Source organism: Prauserella cavernicola (assembly GCF_016595675.1).
GTDB classification, from domain to species: domain Bacteria; phylum Actinomycetota; class Actinomycetes; order Mycobacteriales; family Pseudonocardiaceae; genus Prauserella_A; species Prauserella_A cavernicola.
Genome location: NZ_JAENJH010000004.1, coordinates 124,669 through 141,911 on the forward strand (window position 1 = coordinate 124,669; position 17,243 = coordinate 141,911).

At 71.0% G+C, this 17,243-nt stretch carries 19 protein-coding genes; 9 read left to right on the forward strand and 10 right to left on the reverse strand.

The features are described from left to right. Positions 1 to 39: 39 nt before the first annotated feature. The 3 genes from JHE00_RS18340 to JHE00_RS18350 all read left to right on the forward strand — a co-directional run bounded on the left by JHE00_RS18340 (position 40) and on the right by JHE00_RS18350 (position 2,220). Entirely contained in the window at positions 40 to 1,365 is a 1,326-nt protein-coding gene (locus tag JHE00_RS18340; RefSeq protein WP_200319609.1) for an aminotransferase-like domain-containing protein, read from the forward strand. Positions 1,366 to 1,425: 60 nt separating this feature from the next. Then, positions 1,426 to 1,746, forward strand: a complete 321-nt coding sequence (locus JHE00_RS18345; protein ID WP_200319611.1) for a DUF2795 domain-containing protein — start codon at positions 1,426 to 1,428, stop codon at positions 1,744 to 1,746. A 108-nt stretch (positions 1,747 to 1,854) separates the two neighbouring features. Then, on the forward strand, positions 1,855 to 2,220 hold the full coding sequence (locus JHE00_RS18350) for a hypothetical protein (RefSeq protein ID WP_307831997.1): 366 nt from the start codon (positions 1,855 to 1,857) through the stop codon (positions 2,218 to 2,220). A gap of 106 nt (positions 2,221 to 2,326) precedes the next feature. On the opposite strand, the gene JHE00_RS18355 is transcribed toward JHE00_RS18350, so the two are convergent. Beyond that, positions 2,327 to 2,770 (reverse strand): Hsp20/alpha crystallin family protein, encoded by a 444-nt coding sequence (locus JHE00_RS18355; RefSeq protein WP_200319615.1) that lies wholly within the window; start codon positions 2,768 to 2,770, stop codon positions 2,327 to 2,329. A 151-nt stretch (positions 2,771 to 2,921) separates the two neighbouring features. Between JHE00_RS18355 and JHE00_RS18360 the strand changes: the two genes are divergently transcribed. After that, the gene (locus tag JHE00_RS18360; protein WP_200319617.1) at positions 2,922 to 3,536 is read left to right on the forward strand and encodes a DinB family protein; all 615 of its coding nucleotides are present in this window, start codon (positions 2,922 to 2,924) and stop codon (positions 3,534 to 3,536) included. Positions 3,537 to 3,542: 6 nt separating this feature from the next. Here the strand turns inward: JHE00_RS18360 and JHE00_RS18365 are convergent, their stop codons facing one another. Both JHE00_RS18365 and JHE00_RS18370 read right to left on the reverse strand, forming a co-directional pair. Beyond that, the gene (locus tag JHE00_RS18365; RefSeq protein ID WP_200319618.1) at positions 3,543 to 4,145 is read right to left on the reverse strand and encodes a response regulator transcription factor; all 603 of its coding nucleotides are present in this window, start codon (positions 4,143 to 4,145) and stop codon (positions 3,543 to 3,545) included. After that, positions 4,142 to 5,305: a sensor histidine kinase gene (locus JHE00_RS18370; protein ID WP_307831998.1), complete on the reverse strand. Its 1,164-nt coding sequence runs from the start codon at positions 5,303 to 5,305 to the stop codon at positions 4,142 to 4,144. The genes JHE00_RS18365 and JHE00_RS18370 overlap by 4 nt, the downstream gene beginning before the upstream one ends. Before the next feature lie 121 nt (positions 5,306 to 5,426). On the opposite strand from JHE00_RS18370, the gene JHE00_RS18375 reads away from it, so the two are divergent. Together JHE00_RS18375 and JHE00_RS18380 are read left to right on the forward strand one after the other, a co-directional pair. Beyond that, a complete protein-coding gene (locus JHE00_RS18375; protein WP_200319622.1) occupies positions 5,427 to 6,350 on the forward strand; it encodes an ABC transporter ATP-binding protein in 924 nt (307 codons plus the stop codon). Then, positions 6,347 to 7,093 carry an ABC transporter permease gene (locus JHE00_RS18380; protein ID WP_200319624.1) on the forward strand — a complete coding sequence of 249 codons (747 nt, stop codon included), beginning with the start codon at positions 6,347 to 6,349 and terminating at the stop codon, positions 7,091 to 7,093. The genes JHE00_RS18375 and JHE00_RS18380 overlap by 4 nt, the downstream gene beginning before the upstream one ends. Before the next feature lie 27 nt (positions 7,094 to 7,120). On the opposite strand, the gene JHE00_RS18385 is transcribed toward JHE00_RS18380, so the two are convergent. The 6 genes from JHE00_RS18385 to JHE00_RS18410 are packed head-to-tail and all read right to left on the reverse strand — an operon-like array spanning position 7,121 to position 13,768. Then, positions 7,121 to 8,089: an ABC transporter substrate-binding protein gene (locus JHE00_RS18385; protein WP_200319626.1), complete on the reverse strand. Its 969-nt coding sequence runs from the start codon at positions 8,087 to 8,089 to the stop codon at positions 7,121 to 7,123. A 37-nt stretch (positions 8,090 to 8,126) separates the two neighbouring features. Further along, complete coding sequence (locus tag JHE00_RS18390) at positions 8,127 to 9,128, reverse strand: ABC transporter permease (RefSeq protein ID WP_200319628.1); 1,002 nt, start codon at positions 9,126 to 9,128, stop codon at positions 8,127 to 8,129. 6 nt (positions 9,129 to 9,134) lie between these two features. Next, complete coding sequence (locus tag JHE00_RS18395; RefSeq protein ID WP_200319630.1) at positions 9,135 to 10,697, reverse strand: sugar ABC transporter ATP-binding protein; 1,563 nt, start codon at positions 10,695 to 10,697, stop codon at positions 9,135 to 9,137. Beyond that, positions 10,694 to 11,542: an amidohydrolase family protein gene (locus JHE00_RS18400; RefSeq protein ID WP_200319633.1), complete on the reverse strand. Its 849-nt coding sequence runs from the start codon at positions 11,540 to 11,542 to the stop codon at positions 10,694 to 10,696. Before JHE00_RS18400 ends, JHE00_RS18395 begins: the two co-directional genes overlap by 4 nt. Next, entirely contained in the window at positions 11,542 to 12,498 is a 957-nt protein-coding gene (locus tag JHE00_RS18405) for an aldo/keto reductase (protein ID WP_200319635.1), read from the reverse strand. The genes JHE00_RS18400 and JHE00_RS18405 overlap by 1 nt, the downstream gene beginning before the upstream one ends. Beyond that, positions 12,491 to 13,768, reverse strand: coding sequence for an L-fuconate dehydratase (locus JHE00_RS18410; RefSeq protein WP_200319637.1), 1,278 nt, complete (start codon positions 13,766 to 13,768; stop codon positions 12,491 to 12,493). The genes JHE00_RS18405 and JHE00_RS18410 overlap by 8 nt, the downstream gene beginning before the upstream one ends. A 176-nt stretch (positions 13,769 to 13,944) precedes the next feature. On the opposite strand from JHE00_RS18410, the gene JHE00_RS18415 reads away from it, so the two are divergent. Next, positions 13,945 to 14,808 carry a fumarylacetoacetate hydrolase family protein gene (locus tag JHE00_RS18415; RefSeq protein ID WP_200319639.1) on the forward strand — a complete coding sequence of 288 codons (864 nt, stop codon included), beginning with the start codon at positions 13,945 to 13,947 and terminating at the stop codon, positions 14,806 to 14,808. Beyond that, complete coding sequence (locus JHE00_RS18420) at positions 14,808 to 15,560, forward strand: SDR family NAD(P)-dependent oxidoreductase (RefSeq protein ID WP_200319641.1); 753 nt, start codon at positions 14,808 to 14,810, stop codon at positions 15,558 to 15,560. Before JHE00_RS18415 ends, JHE00_RS18420 begins: the two co-directional genes overlap by 1 nt. 215 nt (positions 15,561 to 15,775) lie before the next feature. Here the strand turns inward: JHE00_RS18420 and JHE00_RS18425 are convergent, their stop codons facing one another. Next, entirely contained in the window at positions 15,776 to 16,456 is a 681-nt protein-coding gene (locus JHE00_RS18425; protein ID WP_200319643.1) for a FadR/GntR family transcriptional regulator, read from the reverse strand. A gap of 92 nt (positions 16,457 to 16,548) precedes the next feature. On the opposite strand from JHE00_RS18425, the gene JHE00_RS18430 reads away from it, so the two are divergent. After that, on the forward strand, positions 16,549 to 17,154 hold the full coding sequence (locus JHE00_RS18430; RefSeq protein WP_200319645.1) for a TetR/AcrR family transcriptional regulator: 606 nt from the start codon (positions 16,549 to 16,551) through the stop codon (positions 17,152 to 17,154). Positions 17,155 to 17,243 lie beyond the last annotated feature (89 nt).

The following is a 17,243-nucleotide window of genomic DNA, read 5'->3' on the forward strand; positions in this document are numbered from 1 at the left end:
GTGCAATGAAAACATTGACGTCGGTGCAATAATGGCGACATGGACGACTACCGGGCCATCGCCGACGCCGTGGCCGCCGACATCGCGGCGGGGCGGCTCCAGCCGGGACACCGGCTTCCGCCGCAGCGGCGCTTCGCGCGCGACCGGCGCATCGCGAGCTCGACCGCGGCCCGCGTCTACGCCGAACTGACCCGCCGCGGCCTGGTGACCGGCGAGGTCGGCAGGGGCACGTTCGTGCGCGCGGGCCTGCCTCCCGCCGAGCCCGCGCTGGCCGAGCCCACCGCGGCGCGCGTGGATCTCGAACTCAACTTCCCCGTGCTGCCAGGGCAACCCGAACAGCTCGCGGCGGCACTGGACGGTCTGCTGCGCCCCGACGCGCTCGGCGCCGCACTGCGTCAGGTCGGCGTGGCGGGTGCTCCGGCCGCCCGTGACGCCGCGGCGGAACTGCTCGCACGCGCGGACTGGCGGCCCGACCCCGACCGGATTCTGTTCGCGGGCAACGGAAGGCAGGCGATCGCCGCCGCCGTCGCCGCGCTGGTGCCCGTCGGTGGCCGGCTCGGGGTGGAGGCGCTGACGTATCCGGTAGTCAAGGGCATCGCCGCGAGGCTGGGCCTCACGCTCGTTCCGCTCGCCACCGACGACGAGGGGCTGCTGCCCGAGGCGCTGGAGCCGGCGGCGCTGCACGCCGTCTACGTCCAGCCCGTGCTGCACAACCCGCTCGGCGTCACCATGTCGCGGGCTCGCCGCAGCGAGTTCGCCGCCACCGTGCGCGAGCTCGACCTGTCCGTCGTCGAGGACACGATCTACGCGTTCCTGCGCGACGAACCGCCCGTCGCCTCCGCTGCGCCGGAGCACACCGTGCTCGTCGACAGCCTCTCCAAGCGGCTCGCGCCCGGCCTCTCACTCGGGTTCGTCGTGCCTCCCGTTCGCCTGCACGAGTCACTGGCCTCGGCGCTGCGCTCGGGAACCTGGGGTCCGCAGGCGTTCGCGCTCGACGCCGCGGTGCGCTGGATCTCCGACGGCACCGCCCACGAGGTGCAGGCGGCCAAGCGGGCCGACGCCGCGCGCAGGCAGCAACTCGTCCGCGAGCACCTCGATGACTTCGCCGTGCACGCGGATCCGGCCGCCTACCACTGCTGGTGGGAACTGCCCTCGCACTGGCGAGCCGAGACGTTCGTCGCGGCGGCCGCGCGCCGGGGCATCGCGGTGAGCCCGGCCGGCGCCTTCACGGTCGGCTCCGGCCATGCGCCCAACGCCGTGCGGCTCGCGCTCGCCTCGCCGCCCGAACCGGTGCTGGCCTCAGCGCTGCACACCCTCGCGGCGCTGGCCAGAGCGACGCCCGAGGACGAGACGGCGATCAGCTGAGGAGGGAGTCGTTTTGCCGAAAGACGCTCCGGGTAACTGCGCACCGGAGGTGACACAGACATGGCGACGACCACGACCGACGAGCGCGTACGCGCGGCCCTGTCCGAAGCGGACTTCCCCGCGGAGAAGGCCGATCTGGTGAGACGGGCCGAACAGGCCGACGCCGACTCGCGCACCATCAAGGCACTGCGGGCGATGCCGCCCGTCACGTACGAGAACCTGCGCGAGGTGCTGCGGTCCGTTCCGCTCGATCAGGGCCGCGACCCCGCCGAGGAGGCTCCGCGGCGGCAGGAGCACGACAAGCCAGGGCTGGCCCAGCCGGAGAAGGACATCTCAGGGCACCCGATCATCGACGAGCTCGGCGAGAACCGCGGCAGCTGATTCTTTTTGGCGCGGGCGGGTTTGGGGCGGTGAGTCCGGGGTAGTCAAGCACGTCTCCGCTCCACCCGACAGGACGTCCCCATCATGGATCTAACCGGCAATCGCGACGTGGCTTCCACGCCCGCCGTCCTGGCCGCCCGCGCCGAAGAAGCCGCCCGAGCGCTGTACCAGCGCACGTCGGGCCAGGCCAATGACGACAGCATCGCGGACACCGCAGAGGTGCACCAGATGCTGGGTTCCCTCAAGCTCGTGGTCGAGAACCTCGCCCGGTGTCTGCCCGAGCTCAACACGTGGCTCGAGCAGCGCATGTGGTCGGGAACACTCGGCAACGGCGGCGAGCTGTCCTTCGACGAGCTCACCAAGTCCACCTTCGAGGTCGCCGCGGCGCTGGCGAGGGCTCACCGCATGAGCGCCCAGCTCGGCCGTGAGCTGCAGGCCGCGCAGACCGCGAGCCGCGACCTCGCGACGCAGTAGTCGCGCCAGTCGCGCTACTCGCACCACAGCCACGCAGTAACCGCGCTCCCCGCGCACGGCAGGGCGCCTCCGGGCTCACTGGCCCGGAGGCGCCCCGTCGCCGGGATCACTTCTCGGACTTCTCCGAGATCTCGATGCGGCGCGGCGTGGCCGAGGCGCTCTTGGGCACCCTGACCGTGAGCACGCCATCGGCGAGCTCGGCCGCGATGCTGTCCTGCTCGACGCCGCGCGGCAGCGTGACGGCGTAGCGGAACTGGCCGGTGCGGCGCGTGCGGTGCCGCAGGCGGCCCTCGCGCTCCTTCGCGGTGACCTCACCGCTGATGGTCAGCCTGCGCTCGCTGACGTCCACGGTGATGTCGTCCCTCGCGACGCCGGGTACCTCGACGTCGACGACGTAGGCGTCGTCGGTCTCGGACACGTCGGCCGCGGGCGCCCACGCACGGTTCTGCTCGAGGCGGGCGAGGCCCAGCCGCCGGTAGACGTCGTCGAAGTCGCGGAACGGGTCCCAGCTGGCGAGCGGACGAGAGGTCCGGGCAGCGGGCTGTGTCATGGCTCCTACCTCCTGGAAGCTCTGGCCCCTCTGGCGGGGCCGATATCTGCTCCAACGGAGTTGCGTCGAGGTTTGTTCCCTAAGTTGAGTCCAAACAACTCAACTCTGTTCCGGCCAGGAACTGGCCTGTACGCCTCATAGCGTTCGCCCCATGACCGAGACGAAGAAGCAGACGATGATCGCCGAGGCCGAGGTGTTCCTGCTCGCCGACGAGGCCGCGATGTCGGTGCTCACCCGGATTCCCCGCGAGCGCCTGGACAGCCCGCTGCCGCCGGTCTTCGACATGGGTGCGGACGGGCCCACGCCGCTGCGTGCCGTGGTCGCCCACCTCGCCTACGACGAGGCGTGGATCCCGGACCTGCTGGCAGGCCGGACGATGGCCGAGGTGGGCGAGGACGCCTACGACGGTGACCTGCTCGGTGCCGACCCCGAGGGCGCTCTCACGCACCTCGCGGACGCGGCCAGGGCGGCGGCCCGCACGGTGACCGATCGCGTCGCCGCGGTGCACTGCTCGTACGGCGACTGCGAGACGTGGAACTACTTCTGGCAGCTCAACGTGGCGCGCAGTCTCACCGCGCACGACGTCGCCGAGCACCTCGGCGGGCGGTCACCGCTGTCGGAGGAGCTGTCGCGCCGCCTGTACGAGGGCTCGGTGGGTCTGGCGCCGACGTGGCGCGAGATCGGTGTGTTCCGCGAGCCGGTGCCCGTGGCCGACGGCGCGTCGTGGCGCACGCGCTACCTCGCGCTCACAGGCAGGCGGGGCTGAGCGGCGTCAGAACCAGCCCTCCTCCCACGCCCTGCGCGCCGCCTCGTAGCGCGTCTCGACGCCGAGCTTGGTCATCGCCGAGGAGAGGTAGTTGCGCACCGTGCCCTGCGCGAGGTGCGCCTGCCCGGCGATCGCGTTGATCGTGCCGCCGTCGTGGGCGTAGCGCAGCAGCTCCAGCTCGCGGTCGGTGAGCGGGCAGCTCGTGGCCGTCAGCGCCGACGCGGCGATCTCCGGGTCGACGTAGCGTTTGCCCGCGTGCACGTCGCGCAGGATCTCGGCGAGCCTGCTCGCGGGCGTCGTCTTGGGCACGAAGCCGCGAACGCCGTCGCCGAGCGCGCGCTTGAGCACGCCTGGCCTCGCGTGCCGCGTCACGAGCACCGAGGGGATGCCGGGATTCTCGCTCAGCTGCTTCGCCGCGGCGAGCCCGTCCCAGCCCGGCATCTCCAGATCCAGCACCGCGAGGTCGGGCCTGTGCGCCCTCGCCAGCTCGACCGCGGTGCGCCCGTCGCTGGCCTGGCCCACCACCTCGATGTCGTCCTCGAGCCCGAGCAGCGCGGCGAGCGCGCCACGGATCAGGTCCTCGTCGTCGGCGAGCACGATGCGGATCACGCGGGTACCCCTCCCGGTTCGGCGGCGCTGCCGCTGAGCTCGAAGCGGCCGTCGGCCGAGAGCGCCGACACCTCGCCGCCCATCGTGGCGAACCGCTCGCGCAGGCTCGCGATGCCGCTGCCGGGGTCGACCTCGGCCGGGCTCACGCCGTCGTTGCCGAGGCGCACCCGCGCCCGCCCGTCAGCGACGTCGAACGTCAGCTCGCACGTGCTCGCCTGGCTGTGCCGCAGGATGTTGGTGGTGCCCTCGCGCACGAGCGCACCGAAGAGCCCTCGCAGCGGCGGCGGCACGGTGTCGGCCGAACCCGACACCGTGGTGCGGATTCCCGCCGCGCGCAGCAACTCCACCGCGTTGGTCAGTTCGGTGCCGAGGTCGGTGCTCCGGTAGCCGTGCACCACCTCGCGAGTGTCGGTGAGCGCGGTGCGGGCGAGTTCGGTGAGCTCGGCGGCCTGCGCGCGGGCCGCGTCGTCGTCGCGGCCGATGAGGCGCTCGGTCAGTTCGCCCTTCAGCATGATCGCCTGCAGATGGTGACCCTGGATGTCGTGCAGATCGGCGGCGAACCGCAGCCGTTCGCGCGCCACGGCGAGCTCACCCGCCGTCGCCCTCGCTCTGTCCACTTCGGTCACGATGTCCCACAACCACAGCTGCGCCACGTCGAGCGAGAGCAGCACCAGCACGAGGACCGCGACACTGAACCACCCCGTCGTCGGGTAGTCGCCCTGAGCCCACAGCACGGTCGCCGCCGCCGCGCACAGCGCGGTGACGACCGAGACCACCGTCGCCGCCCGCCACCGGGCCTCGGCGGGCAGGTTGAGCACGACCGCGCCGCCCACCACCGCGGGCAGGAATCCCCACCACATCGGCTCGGGATCGACCACGAAGGCGTAGCTGCACGCCGCGATCGCCAGCGCGAGCGTCACCAGGAGCTCGGCCCGCAGTCCCAGTGGCTGCCCGGCGTGGTGCACCGCCTGGCGGACGAGCCGGGCCCGCTGCACCGCGAGCACGCCCGCGACCGTGCACAACAGCCACACGCCCGGGCCGTCGAACCGGTTCTCGGCCAGCAGGATCACCGGCGGCACCAGGCAGAATCCACCGATGGCCATCAGCGACCACAGCGTGTAGAGGCGCATCCCCCGCACGCGTGTCCCGGCATCGTTCACACCGGACAGCGTAGCCATCATCGACCACCTGACATTTGTCACGACCGGGCGGTGACACCCGCACTCGGACCGATGACGTCCGGCGCTACCGGCGCCGACGTCGGCCGCGCACGCTGAGGCGATGACGGAAACGGTAGTGCGGGTGAGCGGCCTGCGGTGCTCCTACGGCGACTTCGACGCCGTCCGCGGTGTGGACCTCGACGTGCGGCGGGGAGAGCTGTTCGCGCTGCTGGGCACCAACGGCGCCGGCAAGACCACGACGATGGAGACGATCGAGGGACACCGGCCTGCGAGCGGTGGCAGCGTCCGGGTGCTGGGCCACGACCCGCACCGCGATCGGCACAAGGTGCGCTCGCGATGCGGGATCATGTTGCAGGACAGCGGGTTCGCCGGGGACCTCACGGTGCTGGAGACGGCGCGGCTGTGGCAGCGCATGGTCGAGCGTGCCTCCGATGTGGACGCGGCGCTGGAGCGCATCGGGCTCGCGCACCGGCGGGACGTGCGGGTCAAGCAGCTCTCCGGCGGGGAGAAGCGCAGGCTCGACCTCGCGCTCGCCACGCTCGGTGGCCCCGAGGTGCTGTTCCTCGACGAGCCGACGACGGGCCTCGACCCCGAGTCGCGCGAGACCACCTGGCAGCTCGTCAGGGAGTTGCTCGCGCAGGGCACCACGGTGCTGCTCACGACGCACTACCTGGAGGAGGCCGAGCGGCTCGCCGACCGGCTGGCGATCATGCACGAGGGTCGCCTCGCGGTGGCGGGCAGCCTGGTCGACGTGCTCGACCGGGAACGCGCGCGCATCAGCTTCGACCTGCCCGCGGGTGTGGGCGACGCGCTGCCCGACGTCGGCGAGCTCGACCGGGACGCGATCGGCGAAGGCCGGGTGCACATCCGAACCAGAGACCTGCAGGCGGACCTGAGTGCGGTGTTGCGGTGGGCGGAGCACCACACCGTGCGCCTCACCCGGTTCCGGGCTCAGCACGCCTCGCTTGACGAGGTGTTCCGCGACGTCGTGAACGGCACGCGCGAAGTGACGGTGGCGGCATGATGAGCGGGGCCCTGGGCGCGATCTTCCGCGCGGAGACCAAGCTACTGGCACGCAACTCGGCGGTCGCCGTCTCGGCGGTGCTGGTGCCCGCCGCGATGGGAGTGCTGTTCCTCAACGCCGACGACCTGCTGCCGGGAGCGGGCACGAGCTTTCTGGTGACCCTGATGCTGCTGACGGTGTTCGGGATGTCGGGCTGCATCACGGCGGCGGCATCGCTGTCGTACCGCAGGGACGAGCTCTACCTCAAGCGACTGCGCTCCGGCAACGCCTCGGACACCACGGTGCTGCTCGGCGTGCTCTCGCCCGCGATCGGAGTGACTCTCGCACAGAGTGTGCTGATGGTGGTGCTCGTCGGCACCATCGCCTCGATGCTGCCCACGAACCCGCTGCTGCTGCTCGCCGTGATCGTGCTGGGCGCGGCGTTGAGCATCGGGCTCGGCATGGCCGTCACGGGCATCACGTCCTCGAGCGAGCAGGCCCAGACCGTGGCCACGCCGGTGGTGTTCGCGTTGCTGGGCAGCGGCTTCTGGGCGGGGATGAGCCTCACGGAGGGGCTCAGCACGCTGCAGCTGGCACTGCCGGGTGGCGCCGTCGCCGAGCTGCTGCGGCTGGCCTACTCCGAGACGTCGACGTTCACCGGTCAGCTCGCCGAGGGCCTGCCAGCACTGGGTGTGCTGGCCGCCTGGACGGTGCTGGCACTGAGCGCCGCGCGGCGCCTCTTCCGTTGGGAGCCAAGGCAGTGAGGCGGGCGGGACGGAGTTTCTCCTGGGTCATTCGTAGAGCGTCGCCTTGATCTTCGGGTCGTCCACGTTGGACTTGTCGTACCAGTAGAAGTTGGTGTCGATGGTCTTCGGCAGCTGCTCGCCGTCGATGGCCTTGATGGCCGAGTCCACGAGCTTGCGGCCCATGTCGATCGGGTCCTGGGTCACCGCGCCCGCCATCACACCGCTCTTGATCGCGTCGATCTGTGCCTTGCCGGAGTCGAAGCCGACCACCGTGACGCCCTGCCGTCCGCTCTCCTGCACGCCCTTGATGACACCGATCGCGGAGCCCTCGTTGCTGGCGTAGATGCCCTTGAGGTCCGGGTTCGCCGAGATGATCGACTTGGTGATGTTGGCCGACTCCAGCTGGTCACCGCCGCCGTACTGCGGCTGGAGCACCGTGATGCCGGGGGCGTTCTCCTTCATCCACTCCAGGAAGCCGTCCCTGCGGTCGATGCCGGAGCGGCTCGTCTGGTCGTGCACGACGAGCGCCACCTTGCCCTTGCCGCCGAGCTGCTCGGACAGGTGCTTGGCCGCCTCGGCCGCCGCGGCCTTGTTGTCGGTGGCGACCGTGGTCACCGGGACCTCGCTCTCCACGCCGGAGTCGAACGCGATCACCGGGATGTTCTGGGACTGAGCCTGCTGCAGCAGGGGAGCGGCGGCCCGGGAGTCGAGTGCGGCGAATCCGACGGCCTGCGGCGACTTGGCGAGCTCGTTGGTGAGCATGTTCATCTGCTCTTCCACCTCTTGCTCGGTGGCCGGGCCGACGAACGTCACCCGCGCGCCCCGTGCGGCGGCCTCCTCCTCGGCGCCCTGCTTCACCGCCTGCCAGAACTGGTGCTGGAAGCCCTTCGACACGATCGCGATGAAGGGTCCGTCACCGCCGCCTCCCGAGCCGCCGTCGGATCCGCAGGCAGCGAGCGTCAGTGCGAGCGCGCCGCCCGCGAGCGCCGCGACGATCTTCCTCAGTTTCTTCACCAGATCTCCTTTGTTCTGGTCGCGGCTGCCTGGCCCGTCACAGTTCCTTCTTCCGGATCCGGTCCGTGTAGACGGCGACGAGGATGACGCAGCCGAGGATGACGTTCTGCCATTCCTGGGGAATCGACATGATCTGCAGCCCGTTGTTGAGCACCGAGATGATCAGCGCGCCGATCAGGGTGCCGACGATCGAGCCCTTGCCGCCGGACAGCGACGTGCCACCGATCACCACGGCCGCGATGGCCTGCAGCTCGTAGCCCATGCCCGTAGCCGGCTGGGCGGAGCCGAGTCTCGCCGAGATCAGCACCCCGGCCAGGCCGATGAACAGCCCGGCGAAGGCGTAGATCGCGATCTTCCACCGGCGCACGTCGATGCCCGACAGCGCGGTGGCCTCCTCGTTGCTGCCGATCGAGTACGTGTAGCGGCCCAGCACGCTCTTGCGCAGCAGTACGCCGGCGATGAGCGCGACCACGAGCAGCACCAGCACCGCGTTGGGGAAGTTCACCCCGGGGATCAGGTTGCCGGTGGAGATCTCGGTGTAGCCGGGCGCCTCGGTGAAGTAGATGGGCGTGCTGTCCGAGAGCACGAGCGCGAGGCCCTCGGCGACGAGCATCATCGCCAGGGTCGCGATGAACGGCGGGATCTTCAGCAGTGCCACGTTGATCCCGTTGACGAGCCCGATGAGCCCGCCGAACAGGACCGCCGCCGGGACACCGAGCCACAGCGGCAGCCCGAGCTTGACCAGGAACACGCCCGACATCACCGCGCACAACGCCATGCCGGTGCCGATGGAGAGGTCGATGCCGCCCGCGATGATCACGAACGTGGTGCCGATCGCGAGCGTCCCGATCACCACCGTGGAGAACAGGATCGCCGTGAAGTTGCCGTAGGAGAAGAAGTACGGGCTCGCGAACGAGAAGAACGCGGCGATCACGATGAGACTCGCGAACGCCAGCAACTGCTGCAGGCTGCCCTTCAGCGCGCCCGCGATGCCGCCACCCTGTGCCCGCTCCGGGGCCTGCGTCTTGACAGCTGCCATCGCCCTCTAGCTCCCTGTCCGGATCCCGAGTTCCGCGGCGTCGTCCGGGTTCTCGTCCGGGCGTAGCGTCGCGTAGTGCATGATCGTTTCCTGGTTCGCCTCGTCGGCGTCGAGCACGCGCGTGACACGTCCCTCGCTCATCACCACGACCCGGTGGGACATGCGCAGGATCTCCGGCAGCTCCGACGAGATCATGATGATCGACTTGCCCTGCGCGGCCAGCTCGTTGAGCAGCTGGTAGATCTCCTCCTTGGCGCCGACGTCGATACCCCGCGTGGGTTCGTCGAACACCAGCACGTCGCAGTTCTTCGCCAGCCACTTCGCGATGACGACCTTCTGCTGGTTGCCACCGGAGAGGTGCTTGGCGGTCTGCTCCAGCGACGGTGTCTTGATGCGCAGTGTCCCGACGTAGCTCTGTGCCGTGGCCCTCGCGTCGCGGTCGCGCACGAACCCGCCGCGGGTGAACTGGTCCCGCAGCGCGCCGAGCGCGATGTTGGCGCGCACGTCCTGGTCCAGCAGCAGGCCGAAGCGTTTGCGGTCCTCGGAGAGGTAGCCGATGCCGTGCCGCGCGGCGTCGGCGGGATTGCCGATGCGCACCGGCTTGCCGTGCAGGGTGATCGTGCCGGAGTCGATCCGGTCGGCGCCGACGAGCGCCCTGCCCACCTCGGTGCGGCCCGCGCCCATCAGTCCCGCGAACCCGAGGATCTCGCCCTCGCGCAGGTCGAACGTGACGTTCTTGAGCAACGCCTTGGTGTTGAGACCGTCGATGCCGAGCACCACGTCGCGGTCGGCCCGCACACCCTGGGGCCGGGCACCGGTGTCGATGGCCCTGCCCACCATCAGCGCGATGATCTCGGCGGTGGTCGCGCTCGCCACGTCGAGCGTGTCGATGTACTCGCCGTCGCGGATCACGGTCACGCGGTCGGCGATGCGCTTGATCTCCTCCATGCGGTGGGAGATGTAGATGACGCCGGTGTGCGGCAGCACGAACCGGCGGATCAGCTCGTGCAGCGTGGCGACCTCGGCGTCGTTGAGCGCGGCGGTGGGCTCGTCCATGATCAGCACGCGCGGCTCGTAGGACAGCGCCTTGGCGATCTCCACCATCTGCTGGTTGGCCACGGTCAGCTCGCCGACCACCGCCCTCGGGTCCAGCGGCAGGCCGAGGCGCTCCAGCAGCCGGGTGGTGTCGGCGTTGAGCCTGCGCTCGTCGAGCAGCAACCGGCCGCGCCTCGGCTCGCGGCCGATGAACACGTTCTGCGCCACCGTCAGGTGCGGCACCAGGTTGAACTCCTGGTGGATGATGCTGATGCCGAGCTCCTGCGCGTGCCGGGGACTCGTCGCCTCGAAGGACTCGCCGCCGAGCCGGAACATCCCGGTGTCGGCGGTGTGGATGCCCGAGAGCAGCTTCATGAGCGTGGACTTGCCGGCCCCGTTCTCGCCGACCAGCGCGAGCACCTCACCGGCGCGCAGCTCCAGGCGCATGTCGTGCAGCGCGCGCACACCGGGAAAGCTCTTGTCCACGCCCTCGACCTCGAGCAGCGGCTCCGTCATCGTCGTGACCCCCGTCATCGGCCCGGCTCCGGCACTCCGTACACCGCGCTCGCGGTGCCGTGCAGCACGCTCGCGCGCTCGTCGGGCGAGAGCTCACCGATCAGGTCCGACAGCACGCGCCAGCTCGCCTGGTATCCGCCGAACGGCACGGTCATCGGCCAGTCGCCGCCGTACATCAGGCGGCGCGGCCCGAACAGCTCCAGTGCTGTGTCGAGCGCGGGCCGCAGCGCCTCGACCGTCAGTGGCTCACCGGGCACCTGCAGTCCGGAGACCTTCGCGACCGTGTTCGGCCGTGCGGCGACCTCGCGCATGGTGTCGCGCCAGCTGCCGAAGCCGGGTTCCGCACGTGGCGGTTTGCCCAGGTGGTCCACCACGATCGTCAGCTCGGGCAGCGCCGCGGCGAGCCCGGCGATCGAGCCGAGGTGGCGCGGCCACGCGTCGGGGACGTCGAAGGGCAGCCCCCGCTCGGCGAGCAGCCCGAGCGAACGCCGCACGGCGGGCAGCGCGAGGAAGTCGTCGCGCGGGTCGTCGTGCACGAGGTGGCGGATGCCGTGCAGCGCCGGATGTTCGCTCCACTTCTCGAGCTGACGGCTCGCCGTGCCGGGGTCGTCGAGACGTACCCAGCCGACCACGCCGGTGATCCAGTCGTGCGCGCTCGCCTGCGCGAGCAGGAACTCGGTGTCGGCCTCGGAGTCCTCGGCCTGCACGAGAATCGCCGAGGAGATACCCGCCGCGGTGAGCTCGGCGCGCGCGGCGTCCGCCGTGAAGGTCGCGTGCAGCGGTGTGCCCTGGGGCAGCCAGGCGTACTCGCTCACCGTGAGGTCCCACAGGTGCAGGTGCGTGTCGACGGTCGGCGGGCCCATCAGCGCGTCAGTCCCTTGTCCCGCAGGGTGTTCCAGAGCTCGTCGGACACCGGCGTGTGCAGCCTTCGATGGTTCTCGCGGACCTCGGCCGCGCTCGCCGCGCCCACGACGACGGTGCGCACCACCGGTTCACGCAGCGAGAACCACAGCGCGGCGGTGGGCAGGTCCACGCCGAACTCGGCGCAGACGTCGGCGATGGCCCTGGCCTTGGCGAGTACCTCCGGCGGCACCGCGCCGTACTCGTAGCGGTCGCGCTCCGACGGCGTGGGCGTGGCGAGCACCCCGGAGTTGAAGACTCCCGCGCTCACCACGCCGACCGAGCGCGCGCGGCACTCCGGGAGCACGGCGTCGAGCGCGGGCTGTTCCAGGAGCGTGAACCGCCCCGCCACCATGAGCACGTCGAGCACGCCGGAACGCGCAGCGGCCAGCAGCGCCTCGGTGGACTTGGAGCCGAGACCGACGGCCCGCACCACGCCCTGTTCGCGTAGCGCGGCAACCGCGGGCAGCCCCTCTGCGAGCGCGGGGCCGAGATCGTGCTCGTCGGGATCGTGCAGGTAGACCGTGTCGACGTGGTCGAGGCCGAGCCGCTCCAGCGACGCGTCGAGGCTGCGCCGCACGCCGTCGGCCGAGAAGTCCCACTCGCGCCGGTACTCGGCCGGCACGGCGTAGTGGTGGGCGTCGTCGAGCCGGCCGGCGCCGGCGGGGTCGGGTACCAGCAGGCGGCCGACCTTGGTGGAGATCACGTACTCGTCGCGCGGTGTGCCGGCCAGGAACTCGCCGAGCCTGCGTTCGGCGAGCCCGAGCCCGTAGTGCGGCGCCGTGTCGAAGTGCCGGATCCCGGTGTCCCACGCGGCGGCGAGCGCGGCGTGCGCCTGCTCGTCGCTGACCGGCTCGTAGAGGTTGCCCAGGCTCGCGGTGCCGAGCCCGAACCGGCTGGGGACACCGACGTCAACCATGCTCGTACTCCACAATGGACCCCGAGAGCATCTCGGTGCCCGCGCCGGGCGACTTCGGCGCGTGGTAGTGCCCGTCGTGGACATCGACCGGGGTGACGAAGTGCTCGTGCAGGTGGTCGACGAACTCGATCACGCGGCCCTCGGTGGTGCCCGACACGGCGACGTAGTCGAACATCGCCAGGTGCTGCACCGCCTCGCACAACCCGACACCGCCCGCGTGCGGGCACACGGGCACGCCGAACTTGGCCGCCAGCAACAGGATCGCGAGGTTCTCGTTGACCCCGGCCACGCGTGTGGCGTCGAGCTGGAGGACGCTGAGCGCCTCCGCCTGCAGGAACTGTTTGAACAGCACCCGGTTGGCCGCGTGTTCGCCGGTGGCGACGGGAATCGGCGCGATCGCCCTGGCGATGGTCGCGTGCCCCAGCACGTCGTCGGGGCTCGTGGGTTCCTCGATCCATGCCAGGTCGAACTCCGCCAGCTCGCCCATCCACCGCACGGCCTCGGTCACGTCCCAGCGCTGGTTGGCGTCGACGGCGATGCGCACGTCCGGCCCGCACGCCTCGCGCGCGATGCGCAGCCTGCGCACGTCGTCGTCGAGGTCGGCGCCCACCTTGAGCTTGATCAGCGAGAACCCTTCGGCCACGGCCTCGTGGCACAGGCGCTCGAGCTTGGCGTCGTCGTAGCCGAGCCAGCCGGGCGTGGTGGTGTAGGCCGGGTAGCCCTCGCGCAGCAGCGTCGCCTCGCGCGCGGCGCGGCCCGGCTCGGCGGCGCGCAGGATCTCCAGCGCCTCGTCGCGGGTGAGCGCGTCGGTGAGGTAGCGGAAGTCGACCAGGTCCACGAGCTGCTCGGGCGAGAGCGAGGACAGCAGCTGCCACAAGGGTTTTCCCTCGCGCTTGGCCTTGAGGTCCCACAGCGCGTTGACGACCGCGCCGATGGCCATGTGCATGATGCCCTTCTCGGGGCCGAGCCAGCGCAGCTGCGAGTCGTGCACCAGCTCGCGCCACATGCCGCCGAGGTCGGCGAGCGTCGCGTCGACGTCCCTGCCGATCAGGTGCGGTTCGAGGGCGCGCAGCGCGGCGACCTGTACATCGTTGCCGCGGCCGATGGTGAAGACGAAGCCGTGCCCCTCGAGTCCGTCGCCGGCGTCGGTGAGCAGGCGCAGGTACGCCGCGGAGTAGTCCGGATCCGGGTTCATCGCGTCGGATCCGTCGAGGGTCTGCGAGGTGGGGAACCGGACGTCGTGCGTCTGTAGCGCGATGAGGCGAGCCACGATGCTCCTTCGTATGAGCTACGTCACCGCCGAACGATAGACATCGGATGTCTGGGCCGTCAAGACTCGATGTCCGAGCAGACTACGCCTACCATTCGCGATTCCTTAGATGTTTTCTTCGATGATCTACAGTCGGCCCCGCAGAGACACCCGACCACTGGTGTGAGGAGTGCACTGTGAAACTGGCCCGGCTCGGACCCCTCGGCGAGGAGCGGCCCGTCGTGCTCGACGGCGGGAAGACCTACGACCTCGGCAGCGTCACCGCCGACATCGACGGCGCGTTTCTGGCCTCGGGCGGTCTGGACACCGTGCGCACCGCGCTGGCGGCCGGTGAGCTGCCGGAACTCGAAGGCGCTGGCGCGCAACGGGTCGGAGCTCCCATCGCCAGGCCGAGCGCGGTGGTGTGCGTGGGCATGAACTACGCCGCGCACGCCGCGGAGTCGGGGGCGCAGCCGCCGGAGCGGCCGATCCTGTTCCTCAAGACGCCCAACACCGTGTCCGGCCCGGACGACGCGGTGACGATCCCGCCCGGCAGCGAACGCACCGACTGGGAGGTGGAGCTCGCCGTGGTGATCGGCACCCGCGCCGCCTACCTCGGCTCGCCCGCCGAGAGCATGGCGCACGTCGCGGGATTCGCGCTGGGCAACGACGTCTCCGAACGACAGCACCAGCTCGTCGACTCCGGCGGCCAGTGGAGCAAGGGCAAGTGCGCTCCGGGGTTCAACCCGCTCGGGCCGTGGCTCGTGACGCCCGACGAAGTGGAGCACGGCGCGCTGCGGCTGCGCAGCCGGGTCAACGGTGAGCCCAGGCAGGACTCCAGCACCGCTGATCTGGTGTTCGGCGTCGAGCACCTGGTCTACGACATCAGCCGCTACCTGACGCTCGAACCCGGCGACGTGATCATGACCGGCACGCCGGAGGGCGTCGCGCTGTCGGGCCGGTTCCCCTACCTGGCGCCGGGCGACGTGGTGGAGCTGGAGATCGAGGGCCTCGGCAGGCAGCGGCAGGAGTACGTCGCGTTCGGGGACGGACTCGGCTGATGGCGGAGTTCGACGGGCTCGTCGCCGCGGTCACCGGGGGCGCGTCGGGAATCGGCGCCGCCGTGGTGAGCGTCCTGCGCGAGCGCGGGGCGCGCGTGGCAGCGCTGGACGTGCGGCCGGCGCCCGACGCCGACGGTGTGCTGGGCGTGCGCACCGACGTCGCCGACGACGCGTCGGTGCGCGAGGCGATCGAGACCGTGGTCGCGCGCTTCGGCGGGCTGGACGTGCTGGTCAACAACGCGGGCATCGGGGCGCAGGGCACGGTCGCCGACAACGACGACGCGGAGTGGCTGCGCGTGCTCGACGTCAACGTGCTGGGCATGGTGCGCACGGCGCGAGCGGCGCTGCCGCACCTGCGCCGCTCGCCGGCGGCGGCGATCGTCAACGTCGGCTCGATCGCGGCGACCGCCGGTCTGCCGCGGCGGGCGCTCTACAGCGCGTCGAAGGGAGCCGTGGTGGCGCTGACGCGCGCGATGGCCGCCGACCACCTGCGCGAGGGAATCCGCGTCAACTGCGTCAACCCCGGCACGGCCGACACCCCGTGGATCGGCAGGTTGCTCGACAGCGCCGACGATCCCGAGGCGGAACGGGCGGCGCTGTGCGCGCGGCAACCCCACGGCCGGCTCGTCACGCCGGAGGAGGTCGCCCACGCGGTGGCCTACCTGGCGAGCCCGCTCGCGGGCTCGACCAGCGGCACCGCCGTCGCCGTCGACGGCGGAATGCAGGACCTCCGCCTCCGCCCGGCCCCCTGACCGCCCCGCCTGCCCGGGCCCGCACAGAACGCGGTGAAGGGCACCTTAGCTGCATTGAACGCAGTAAAGGTGCCCTTCACCGCAAGCAGGACAGCGGGTCGCGCGGGGTCGGGTTCCGCCTCGTGGGGCGGGTGGCCGGTGCGGTGAAGGGCACCTTCACTGCATTGAACGCAGGTATGGTGCCCTTCACCGCATTCCGCGTGGGCCCGGGGGAGTCAGCTTTCCACCAGGGTTTGGCGGATCCATTGCTCCACGCCCGCGATGTGGACCGTGGCCCAGGCGCGGGCGACCTCGGCCTGACCCGCGGCCAGCGCCTGCTGGATGGCCCGGTGCTCGGCCAGGGTGCGTTCCACGGCGGCCTCCTGCGTGATCCCCCGCCAGGTCCTGGCCCGCTGCGTGCGGCCGGAGACGCTCTCCACGAGCGAGGACAGCACCTGGTTGCCCGACCCCACGGCGATGCGGCGGTGGAACTCGAGGTCGTTGGCCACGAGCTGCTCGACCGTCGGCCGCTCCCCGAGTGAGTCGATCAACACCGCGAGGCCTCCGATGTCTTCCGGCGACATGGCGGTGGCGGCCATCGCGGTGGCGGCCGGTTCGAGGATGCGCCGCGCCTCCAGGAACTGGAGCACCGTGTCGTCGCGGTGGAAGTCCACCACGAAACTCATCGCGTCCATCAGCAGTGACGGTTCGAGGCTCGTCACGTAGGTGCCGTCTCCCTGCCGGACGTCCAGTACGTGAATGAGTGACAGCGCCCGCACGGCCTCCCGCAGTGAGTTGCGCGAGAGGCCCAGTCGCTCCGCGAGATCGGGTTCGCGGGGGAGCCGGTCTCCCGGACGCACCTCGCCGTCGACGATCATCTGTTTGATCGCCTCGATGGCGTCGTCGGTGACGGACATGGTTCTCCTCGGTGCTGCTACCACAGTGGCGTCAGAATACATCGGATCTTTCGCGACTCTTCGTGACGAGCCGTGCGGCGTAATATCTGTGCGTGGTGGCGCGCAACCGCGAGCTCGAACGGGGTGACGCTGCGCGGCGCGCGCTCGTCGCCGCGGCGGTGGACCTGTTCGCGGACAAGGGATTCGCCGAGACCGCCACCAGTGAGATCGTCAACCGTGCCGGGCTCACCCGGGCCGCGCTCTACCACCACTTCGCCGACAAGTACGAGCTGTTCGAGGCCGCCGTCTCGTCGGTGGAGTCCCGCGTTCGCATCCGGGTGCGCGGCGCCTGCCAGCAGGCCGCCGGTGCGCGCGACGACCCGCTCGCCGGCCTGCTGGCGGGTGCGGGAGCGTTCCTCGACGAGTGCCTGGAGCCGGACGTGCAGCGCCTCCTGCTGCGTGACGCGCCCCTGGTGCTCGGGTGGCAGCGGCTCGACAACGCACTGAGCCCGCTCGTCGAGATCCTCGCCGCCGCGGTCCGCGGGGGAGGGCTGCCACCGCAGCCGGTGGAGCCGCTGGCGCAGTTGCTCCACGGCGCGCTCGTGCGCGCGGGGCTGGTGCTCGGGTCCGCCAGGCAGCCCGCGCTCACCAGGGACGAGCTGGACGCGGCAGTGCGGCAGCTGCTGGGTTCGCTGTTCTCGGGCGACTCCTCGCGTTGACAGTGCCCTACCCCCCTAGGGTATAAACATCCATGCCGGGACACCCGAGGTGACTCTCACCCATACGGGTAGGGGGTAAGCTCGAGGGA

What these genes read in the sequence shown, in the direction of transcription:
- JHE00_RS18340 (WP_200319609.1), top strand. Translation starts at nt 40, where the DNA reads ATGGACGACTACCGGGCCATCGCCGACGCCGTGGCCGCCGACATCGCG.
- JHE00_RS18345 (WP_200319611.1), top strand. Translation starts at nt 1,426, where the DNA reads ATGGCGACGACCACGACCGACGAGCGCGTACGCGCGGCCCTGTCCGAA.
- JHE00_RS18355 (WP_200319615.1), bottom strand. Translation starts at nt 2,770, where the DNA reads ATGACACAGCCCGCTGCCCGGACCTCTCGTCCGCTCGCCAGCTGGGAC.
- JHE00_RS18360 (WP_200319617.1), top strand. Translation starts at nt 2,922, where the DNA reads ATGACCGAGACGAAGAAGCAGACGATGATCGCCGAGGCCGAGGTGTTC.
- JHE00_RS18375 (WP_200319622.1), top strand. Translation starts at nt 5,427, where the DNA reads ATGACGGAAACGGTAGTGCGGGTGAGCGGCCTGCGGTGCTCCTACGGC.
- JHE00_RS18380 (WP_200319624.1), top strand. Translation starts at nt 6,347, where the DNA reads ATGATGAGCGGGGCCCTGGGCGCGATCTTCCGCGCGGAGACCAAGCTA.
- JHE00_RS18390 (WP_200319628.1), bottom strand. Translation starts at nt 9,128, where the DNA reads ATGGCAGCTGTCAAGACGCAGGCCCCGGAGCGGGCACAGGGTGGCGGC.
- JHE00_RS18395 (WP_200319630.1), bottom strand. Translation starts at nt 10,697, where the DNA reads ATGACGGGGGTCACGACGATGACGGAGCCGCTGCTCGAGGTCGAGGGC.
- JHE00_RS18400 (WP_200319633.1), bottom strand. Translation starts at nt 11,542, where the DNA reads ATGGGCCCGCCGACCGTCGACACGCACCTGCACCTGTGGGACCTCACG.
- JHE00_RS18405 (WP_200319635.1), bottom strand. Translation starts at nt 12,498, where the DNA reads ATGGTTGACGTCGGTGTCCCCAGCCGGTTCGGGCTCGGCACCGCGAGC.
- JHE00_RS18420 (WP_200319641.1), top strand. Translation starts at nt 14,808, where the DNA reads ATGGCGGAGTTCGACGGGCTCGTCGCCGCGGTCACCGGGGGCGCGTCG.
- JHE00_RS18425 (WP_200319643.1), bottom strand. Translation starts at nt 16,456, where the DNA reads ATGTCCGTCACCGACGACGCCATCGAGGCGATCAAACAGATGATCGTC.